The following is an 8,746-nucleotide window of genomic DNA, read 5'->3' on the forward strand; positions in this document are numbered from 1 at the left end:
AGAAATCCGTAAATTTGAAGCATGAATTATTTATCTGCAGAAAATATATCCAAGAATTTCGGCGATCGCTGGCTTTTTAAGAATCTTAACTTCGGCATCAGCCAGGGGCAACGAGTAGCTTTGGTGGGCGTGAATGGCTCTGGCAAAACCACTTTGCTTAATGTACTGTCTGGCAGTTTGCCGCCAGATGAAGGCGGTGTGAGCATACGCAAAGAAGTAAGCATTGGCTTTTTGGGGCAGAACCCTGTGTTTAACGAGGAGCTTTCGGTACAGGAAAATATTTTCGGTGGCCAAAGCGAAGTTCTGGACCTGCTGCGCGATTACGAGGCCGCCATGGCAGACCCGAATACCAGCGCTGACAAAATGCAGCAGCTAATGGAGCGCATGGAAGAGCAGCAGGCCTGGGACTATGAGGTGAAGGTAAAGCAGATTCTATCGAAATTAGGCATTAACAACCTCGAAGACAGGGTAAAAAACCTTTCTGGCGGTCAGCGCAAGCGTGTAGCGATGGCCAGGGTACTGATTGAGGAGCCAAGCATGATTATTCTGGATGAACCTACCAACCACCTGGACCTGGATACAATTGAGTGGCTCGAAAACCTGCTCTCTACCCAAAACACCACGCTGCTGATGGTAACCCACGACCGCTACTTTCTGGACAAAGTAGCGAACGAGGTGGCCGAACTGGACAACGGGCAACTCTATACCTACAAAGGAAACTATAGCTACTTTGTGGAGAAGAAAGCTGAGCGTGAGACAAATGAGGCAGCAGAAACAGAGAAAGCCCGCAACCTGATGCGCAAAGAGCTGGACTGGATTCGGAGGCAGCCGAAGGCACGCGGCACCAAGGCCAAGTATAGAGTGGATGCGTTTGAGGAATTGAAAGAGAAAGCTGCCAAAAAGGTAACGGGCCCACAGATGGAGCTGTCGGTGAAAACCACGCGCCAAGGCGGTAAGATTATAGAGGTAGAGCACATCTCAAAATCTTTTGGAGATAAAAAGATTGTAGACGATTTCTCTTATGTGTTCAAGAAAAAAGACCGCATAGGTGTAGTGGGTCCTAACGGTGCTGGCAAGTCTACCTTCCTGAACATGCTGGTGGGCAAGCTGCAGCCAGATAGCGGCACGATAGATGCTGGCCAGACAACGGTTTTCGGTTATTATACCCAGGGCGATCTTACTTTTAAAGATGACCAGCGGGTGATCGATATTGTAAAGGAGATTGCCGAGGTTGTGGAAACGGCCAACGGCGAGGTCATTACAGCCAGCCAGTTTCTGCAGCACTTCCAGTTTGCCCCGCCACAGCAGTACACGTTTGTGAGCAAACTGAGCGGTGGCGAAAAGCGCCGTCTGCAGTTGCTGCGTGTGCTCATCAAAAACCCAAACTTCCTGATTCTAGATGAGCCAACAAACGACCTCGACATCATCACGCTAAACATACTGGAGGACTTCCTGCTGAACTTCGGAGGCTGCCTGCTTATCGTGAGCCACGACCGTTACTTTATGGACCGACTAGTGGAGCACCTATTTGTGTTCGAAGGCGAGGGCCAAATCCGCAACTTCCCTGGCAACTATACCGACTACCGTGAGTGGCAGAAAGAACAGGATAAAGAGGAGCAGCAAGAAAAACAGAATGCGGCCCCAGCTCCTGCTGTAGAGAAAAAGCCAGAGCCAACAAGCAAACGCAAACTTAGCTACCAGGAGAAGCGAGAGTATGAGCAACTAGAGGGTGAAATTAAGCAGTTGGAATCTCGCAAAGCCGAGCTAATCGAAATCATGAACGCTGGCACCACCACCGACCATGAACAACTAACGGCCTGGGCCACCGAACTGGAAACGATAAATGAGCAATTGGAAGAGAAGGAATTCCGCTGGCTGGAGCTTTCGGAGTTGATATAAGTAAATACTCTCTCTGTCATTTCGACGATAGGAGAAGTCTGCTACATTTTATACTCCAGATTTCTCCTATCATCGAAATGACAAACTATAGTTTTTAGACTGCACCAACTCATTTACCCCTGCTTACACCTGGTACCTAAATTTTGCACCCGCGTTATCAACCGAACCAAACCATAACTTTTGCGTTTAAGCCATAAATCGTTTATACTTGCAACTTAATTAAAGCAAATGCAAAACACAGCAACCATAGCAAACCAACTTTCTGCGCCAGCTCCGCTTGGCCAGGATATGCTAGGTGCTGCACCTTCTTATTGCCTTTCTGGATATCGCTATTATAGCTACGGTTATTATTACCGCAGCTCCAGCTACTCTGCCAAGGCATCTTATCTATACCAGATATAACAAGAGCGACAGGTTTATACCTGAGCCCTACCCGATACCAAAGCAGAGCGAAAGCCCTGCTTTTTTTATTTCTGTACTTTTCAGATTCAAAAACATTAAAATTATAACCATGAACCTTACACAGAACTACAGCAGCTATACAGAAGAAAACCATCAAGTTTGGAACATCCTCTTCGACCGCCAGATAAAGAATCTCCCTGACAAAGCCATACCTGAGTTTTTGGAGGGGCTACAGAAAGTAGGCTTCAGCCGCGAACGCATCCCGAACTTCGACGAAGTGAACCAGCGCCTGAAACCGCTGACGGGATTTGAAGTAGTGGCTGCGCCAGGCATTGTAGATGACGCGCTATTTTTCGAGCTGATCGCGAACAGGAAGTTTCCTGCCACCGTGTGGGTGCGCAAAATGGAGCAGCTTGATTACCTGGAGGAGCCAGATATGTTTCATGACGTGTTTGGCCATGTGCCCTTGCTAACCATACCTGTGTACTGCGAGTTTCTGGCAAAGCTGTCGGAGATGGCACTCGATTTCCTGGACAGACCAGATATTATAGATAAGCTGACGCGCATTTACTGGTACACCATCGAGTTCGGCTTGTTCAGAAATACTGCAGGCGAGGCGAAAATTTACGGAGCAGGCATACTATCATCGGTAGGAGAAAGTAGGTTATCAGTTTCTGAAGAAAGTATAAAGCACAAGTTCGATGTAGAACACATCCTAAATACACCTTACATCAAGGAAACCTACCAGAGCCAGTACTTCTGCATCAGCAGCTTTGAGGAGCTACTAGAGAGCCTTCCGCAGCTTAAAGAAGCCCTTGTGGCGCTTAAGCAGAAAGAGCCTGCAAATCTTTAACAAAGCGCCTCTCAATTTTATATAATAAGAAGCCTCGTAAAATCCTGATAGATTATTTACGAGGCTTCTTATTATATCTTCTTGTGTCTTTCTTTTTAAGATAGCTTACACCTTAACCCAAGCCACTACGCAATAATTTGCTTAAAAAGAACAGGAACGGGTATTACCTCTTATTATTAAATTAGTGCAGCTTAGTGCGTCATTTGGTGACTTACCTGGAAACCAACTTTTCGGGTAGAAACCATGTGCATGTTATCAAACTTTTGCTTTAAGCTTATTTTCTCCATGTCGCTTACATCCTGCCCAATAGAGTCGTTATTGATAGCTGCAATCATGGCACTTTCTATTATTATTCTCAAATCTTCGTCGCGTAATGGTTTTTTGGAGAAACCCTCAAATGGCAAATCAAGTTGCTTCACTCCTTCCAGGCAATAGTGTTTCTCTATGTTAACCAGCATTCTGCCTATCAAATAACCAGGATCATCTAAACGGCCATATTTAACCGAATCTGCCATAAAGTTATAGGCCATTATCTGACCGAAAAACCTACGTCTGAAGTCAGCCTCCACATATTCGCTTTGCATGATCTTGTAATCATCTGGAAACGTGATGATGTTTGAGTGCATTATAAAGATTAGCAGGTCGCCCGAAAACTTTATATTAAACTCATACTCATTTATGTCTTTGTATTCTAGTAAAACATTGCCATCATAACCAGTAACTCGCCCAGAAAGCTCCTGCACCAGTTCTTGAGCAATAACTTTCAACTTTTCGAAAGCCGTTCTTGTGTTTCGAAAAATCTCCTGCTTCGTAGCAGATTTCTGCTGCATCCCGTTTACAATACTATCTAATCTATCTTCCATAGTGTTTATGACTCTAACTCTGTAGCATTTGTACCGAATATTTCACCACTTTGTTTAAAGATTAAGCTTGTTCCAAAGGATATCAAACACTTGTAAATGGCTAATTTATTTGTAAGTAGATGGGGATGTTGCACTAACACCAGGCTTCTATTAAAGTAAAAGTTGCACCAGCTTAACGTCAGCAAAAACCGCATTAAGAAAAACAAATCGTTTCTTATGAGGTAATTCCCTACTATTACACTACATACAACAATAAACTCTTGCGGAAATTATATTATAATTTTTAGTGGCGCACCTGATCTCTAGTGAAGTGCACCAGAACTGGGTTATAAAGCCCATAACTCATTTCAGTATAATCCCTCTTTTCACAGCTAGACACTCTCGTTTCAAAAGCTTTGCAGTGGCATTCGTACAGCCGAGTGACCAAAGTCAGTAACTACAAACAGAAATGTCATTAAAATACAAATACATATTGCACAGTTTTGCACAAGAATCTGGCATAAACTGATAGTGAAAACAAGGAATCAGCGTTGCCTAAACATCTTATAAAAGAATGTCTATACGACCCTTTTGCACCTTCTTATTTTGAATTTTTAGCTTATACCACAGTATAATCTTAAAAAGAATCTTATATGATTATTAAAATAATTCTTCATGTCTACCATGGCAAAACAAAGCAGAAACAACAAGAAAAATACAACCAGAACAAAATTTACAACAATTTTTAAATATCAGAATATCACATAATAACCTATAATTCAATGTATTACAAAACTGCTTGTCTATTTCAAACTATTAAAATAAAAAATACAGATAAAATTTAGCCCTAAAACACAACTATTGCGAATCAATTTAAGTATAGATATATTTAGATATTACTAATTCAAAAAGGGTCTAACGCGCAACCAATTTTATGAAACAATTTTTACTACTACCCCTACTGCTGTTTTTTATGACATTTATGTCGTGCCAGAGCGATACAGACAAAGAGATTGATGAGAAAGACCCTACGCCAGCTGTAGAGGAGCTCGTAATAGGACATTGGCAAAATACCTTTATTACCAGCGAGTATTTTAACACGGGAGGCAAAAAGGTTTATGAATTCGGATACGACCCTGATAGGTACTTGAATTTTGATGGAGATAGCTTAGTAGTGACAAACTATGCACAAGGATGGCCACATAAAGTATCCTATAAAGTAGCAAAAGAAGGTGCAAAAGATTTGGTTGTTGTTCCAGACGGCAATTTTATCAAAGGCAACTATACCGTTATGTCTATAACACGGACTACCATGACTCTTCAGATCACGCTAAACCAAGATCCTAACGGTTATTACTATCAAAACCCAGACAACCATTTAGTAAGCGGCTACGCCCCAATGAAAAGAACTACTTATAGGTTTACCCGAAAGTAATACGCATTCCATCAGCTACACGCGCTTAAGTCAAACCAAGAGGGGCCACCAGTACATACTGGTGGCCCCTCTTGGTTTCGGCTGAGAAACAAAGCTTCTAGCTTGCCTCTAACTCTTCTAACTGCTCCTCATTCAGTTCCAGATTATGATAAACTTTTTGCACATCATCATCATCTTCCAGGGCATCTATAAACTTTAGTATTTTGGCAACCGCTTCGTTATCGTCTACTATGGTGGTTGTTTTAGGTATTCGTTGCAGTTCGGCGCTTTCCAGCTCCAGGTTCAGTTCCTCCACCGTCTTTTGCATAGAGCCAAAATCTTCCATGGCACAATACACTGTAATGTACTCTTCCTCAAACTCCACTTCCTCAGCTCCTGCATCTATCATCTCCAACATAAACTCCTCTTCTTCCTGCACAAAAGCCTCACTTTTCTTTATCACGAACACGCCTTTTCTGTCGAAAATAAATTCCAGCGATCCATTTGTGCCTAAGCTGCCGTTGTACTTGTTAAAGAGTGTGCGCAAATTTTGCACCGTGCGGTTTATGTTATCTGTTAAGGCTTCGATAAACAACGCAACACCATTCGTTGCATAACCTTCGTAGCTAACTTCGCTGTAATCGCCATCAGACCCCTCTCCTTTTTTAATAGCGCGTTCAATATTGTCTTTGGGCATGTTGGCAGCTTTGCTTAGCTGTATGGCCAGCCTCAGGCGAGGATTACCATCAGGATCTGGTCCTCCTACTTTAGCCGCAACGGTTATCTCTTTTATAAGCTTTGTAAAGATTTTGGAACGCTTCGCATCTAAAGCGCCTTTTTTGCGCTTGATCTGCGACCATTTGTTATGTCCTGCCATGTATCTGTAAAAAATTTACTACAAACTTCTTCACCTTTTTCCTATTCAGCAACAGGGCAAAATAACTTAAAAATTCCTAATGCTGCATAAAAAAGGCGGCCTTATCTGTAGATAAGACCGCCTTACTAGGTTTTAATTTAAGATTTATTTATACTATAACAGCATAAACAATACATTCAGGATATTAACACCTATCAGCAAATACAGATTAGGTGATTCTTGTATAGACTTCTTCATATATATCTTATTATAATTTCTATTTCAATCCCTTAGGGAGCAGCACTTGCCGCTTTAGGGATTTTTACGCCCAAGCCAAACAATAGTTGCAAACACAATATGACTTTTTAACATTATTTAAATTAGCTTTATATATAAATACATATATATTTGGTTGTAAACTTATTTTAAGCAGATTTTAGTGCAAAACTTCCCCTCATGCAAATTGCACCATTTTGTTTCAACAACAATCACACCTACATATATTACCATTACATTTTAAAGTAAAGAAGGAGTAATACTCAACTGAAGAGGCAGTTAAAGCAGGCTTTGCTTTTTTAAAAAGATAATTATTGTATCTTTACTTAAATAACATTGCTGTGCTTATAACTGTATAGCATGTATAACAACTTAGACCTAAACAACATTGGATTTCCGATCTTTTAACTTACACGAAGACGTAATTACAGGTATTGAATCGATGGGATACAACTCCCCTACTCCTGTGCAGCAGCAGGCAATACCTCTTATATTAGAACAAAAGGATATGATAGCCTGCGCCCAAACGGGTACAGGAAAAACAGCGGCCTACTTATTGCCGCTGATGGATCGCATCTCTCATGGCAACTACAAGCATACTAGCACCTTGGTACTGGTGCCTACACGCGAATTAGCAAAACAAATTGACGAACAGGTAGAAGGCTTCGGCTACTTTGCTTCCTTAAGTTCCATAGCCATATATGGCGGCAGCAAAGGCGACGAATGGGACCAACAGAAGCGTGCCCTCACGAGCGGTGCGGATATTATTATAGCCACGCCAGGTCGTCTGATGTCGCATATGGCAATGGGCTATGTTAAACTGGACCAACTGAACTACCTGGTGCTGGACGAAGCAGATAAAATGCTGGACATGGGCTTTATGGATGACATCCTGAAGATTGTAGGACAGTTGCCTGCTAAGCGCCAGACCTTGCTTTTCTCGGCTACTATGCCCCGTAAAATAAGGGACCTTGCCCAAAAGATACTACAGGACCCAGCGGAAATAAACCTGGCCATTTCTAAACCTGCCGAAGGCATAGACCAGCGCCTGTACCTAACGTTCGACAACCAAAAACTGCCTCTGCTAGAACATTTGCTGCGGCAACTGGAAGTACAGAGCATGATTATCTTTACTTCCCGCAAATCAAACGTTAGCCAGATTGTGCGTTCATTGCACAAGATGGGCTTTGGAGCAGAGGGCATCTCGTCTGACATGACGCAGGATGAGCGCGAAAAAGCGCTACAAGGCTTCAAAAACAAGCAGTACCAGATTGTGGTAGCCACCGATATCCTTTCCAGAGGTATAGACATCGACAGCTTGAGCCATGTTGTGAATTTTGACATGCCACAGGACGCCGAAGATTATGTGCACCGCGTAGGACGTACAGCTCGAGCAGCCTCTACAGGTATGGCGATTACGTTTGTGAACGAAAAGGATATGTACCGTGTGCAAAAGGTGGAGCGCCTGATTGAACGCGAACTGCCAAAATTAGCGCTTCCAGAAGACTTTGGTCCTGGCCCAGCTTATGACCCAAGCCGACGAGACAGCGACGGTGGCAGAGGCCGTGGAGGCAACCGTTCTTCCTCTGGCGCTGGCAACAACCGAGACAAGCGTGGTAAACACCACCGTGGCGATAGCAAACCTAGAAGCAACAGTGCTGCTGGCCACACTGCTACAGCAGAAGCACGGCCCAAACCAGAGGCATCAGGCGATAGACCTATCAGCAGCCCAAAGCCTCGTAATAATAACCGAAACAGGAATAGAAACAGAACTAAGCCTGCAGGTCCGAAGCCAGATGGCAACAGCACTCCAAATGCATCCTAACAAAGAGAGCCGCTCTATAATAGAGCGGCTCTCTTTGTTATAACCTCTGCCAGAAACACTGAATCCTAAAATTTAAAAATACATGTTTGGCTCTATACTCAGATATCTTGCCAAACTCCTTTCCTTTCCGAAGGCATAGTGCGCCCGCTATAAGGCACAGGTAATTTGTTAAGAGAGGGCAGGAATACTTCCCGAATACTTCTCTATTCTTTACTTCTCCATTCACTTTACCCGTGCTGAATTACTTAGCCACTGACAGGCGCTAAAGGCAGCAAGTTTAGCTTTACTCTATTTTGACAGCACGGGATCTGTGTAAGTCATCATTAAAACCGCTGGAGCTGTCTCGTCCTGAAATAGGTTTACACTTAAACTTAACCTT

Annotated in this window: 7 protein-coding genes; 5 read left to right on the forward strand and 2 right to left on the reverse strand. The window is 43.1% G+C overall.

Annotated features, from left to right (window positions below):
- Nucleotides 1-21: 21 nt before the first annotated feature.
- The 3 genes from LN893_RS17835 to LN893_RS17845 all read left to right on the forward strand — a co-directional run bounded on the left by LN893_RS17835 (nucleotide 22) and on the right by LN893_RS17845 (nucleotide 3,154).
- Nucleotides 22-1,899 carry an ABC-F family ATP-binding cassette domain-containing protein gene (locus LN893_RS17835; RefSeq protein WP_229972467.1) on the forward strand — a complete coding sequence of 626 codons (1,878 nt, stop codon included), beginning with the start codon at nucleotides 22-24 and terminating at the stop codon, nucleotides 1,897-1,899.
- A 228-nt stretch (nucleotides 1,900-2,127) separates the two neighbouring features.
- Nucleotides 2,128-2,301, forward strand: a complete 174-nt coding sequence (locus tag LN893_RS17840; protein ID WP_229972468.1) for a hypothetical protein — start codon at nucleotides 2,128-2,130, stop codon at nucleotides 2,299-2,301.
- A gap of 109 nt (nucleotides 2,302-2,410) precedes the next feature.
- The gene (locus LN893_RS17845; protein WP_229972469.1) at nucleotides 2,411-3,154 is read left to right on the forward strand and encodes a phenylalanine 4-monooxygenase; all 744 of its coding nucleotides are present in this window, start codon (nucleotides 2,411-2,413) and stop codon (nucleotides 3,152-3,154) included.
- A 191-nt stretch (nucleotides 3,155-3,345) separates the two neighbouring features.
- Here the strand turns inward: LN893_RS17845 and LN893_RS17850 are convergent, their stop codons facing one another.
- On the reverse strand, nucleotides 3,346-4,017 hold the full coding sequence (locus LN893_RS17850; RefSeq protein ID WP_229972470.1) for a hypothetical protein: 672 nt from the start codon (nucleotides 4,015-4,017) through the stop codon (nucleotides 3,346-3,348).
- A 913-nt stretch (nucleotides 4,018-4,930) separates the two neighbouring features.
- Here LN893_RS17850 and LN893_RS17855 point away from each other — a divergent pair.
- Entirely contained in the window at nucleotides 4,931-5,431 is a 501-nt protein-coding gene (locus tag LN893_RS17855) for a hypothetical protein (RefSeq protein ID WP_229972471.1), read from the forward strand.
- Nucleotides 5,432-5,528: 97 nt separating this feature from the next.
- Here the strand turns inward: LN893_RS17855 and LN893_RS17860 are convergent, their stop codons facing one another.
- Entirely contained in the window at nucleotides 5,529-6,287 is a 759-nt protein-coding gene (locus tag LN893_RS17860; RefSeq protein WP_229972472.1) for a YebC/PmpR family DNA-binding transcriptional regulator, read from the reverse strand.
- 697 nt (nucleotides 6,288-6,984) lie between these two features.
- Here LN893_RS17860 and LN893_RS17865 point away from each other — a divergent pair.
- Nucleotides 6,985-8,367 (forward strand): DEAD/DEAH box helicase, encoded by a 1,383-nt coding sequence (locus tag LN893_RS17865; protein ID WP_229972473.1) that lies wholly within the window; start codon nucleotides 6,985-6,987, stop codon nucleotides 8,365-8,367.
- The last annotated feature ends 379 nt before the right edge of the window (nucleotides 8,368-8,746 follow it).

Source organism: Pontibacter harenae (assembly GCF_020907245.1).
Classification (GTDB): Bacteria; Bacteroidota; Bacteroidia; order Cytophagales; family Hymenobacteraceae; genus Pontibacter; species Pontibacter harenae.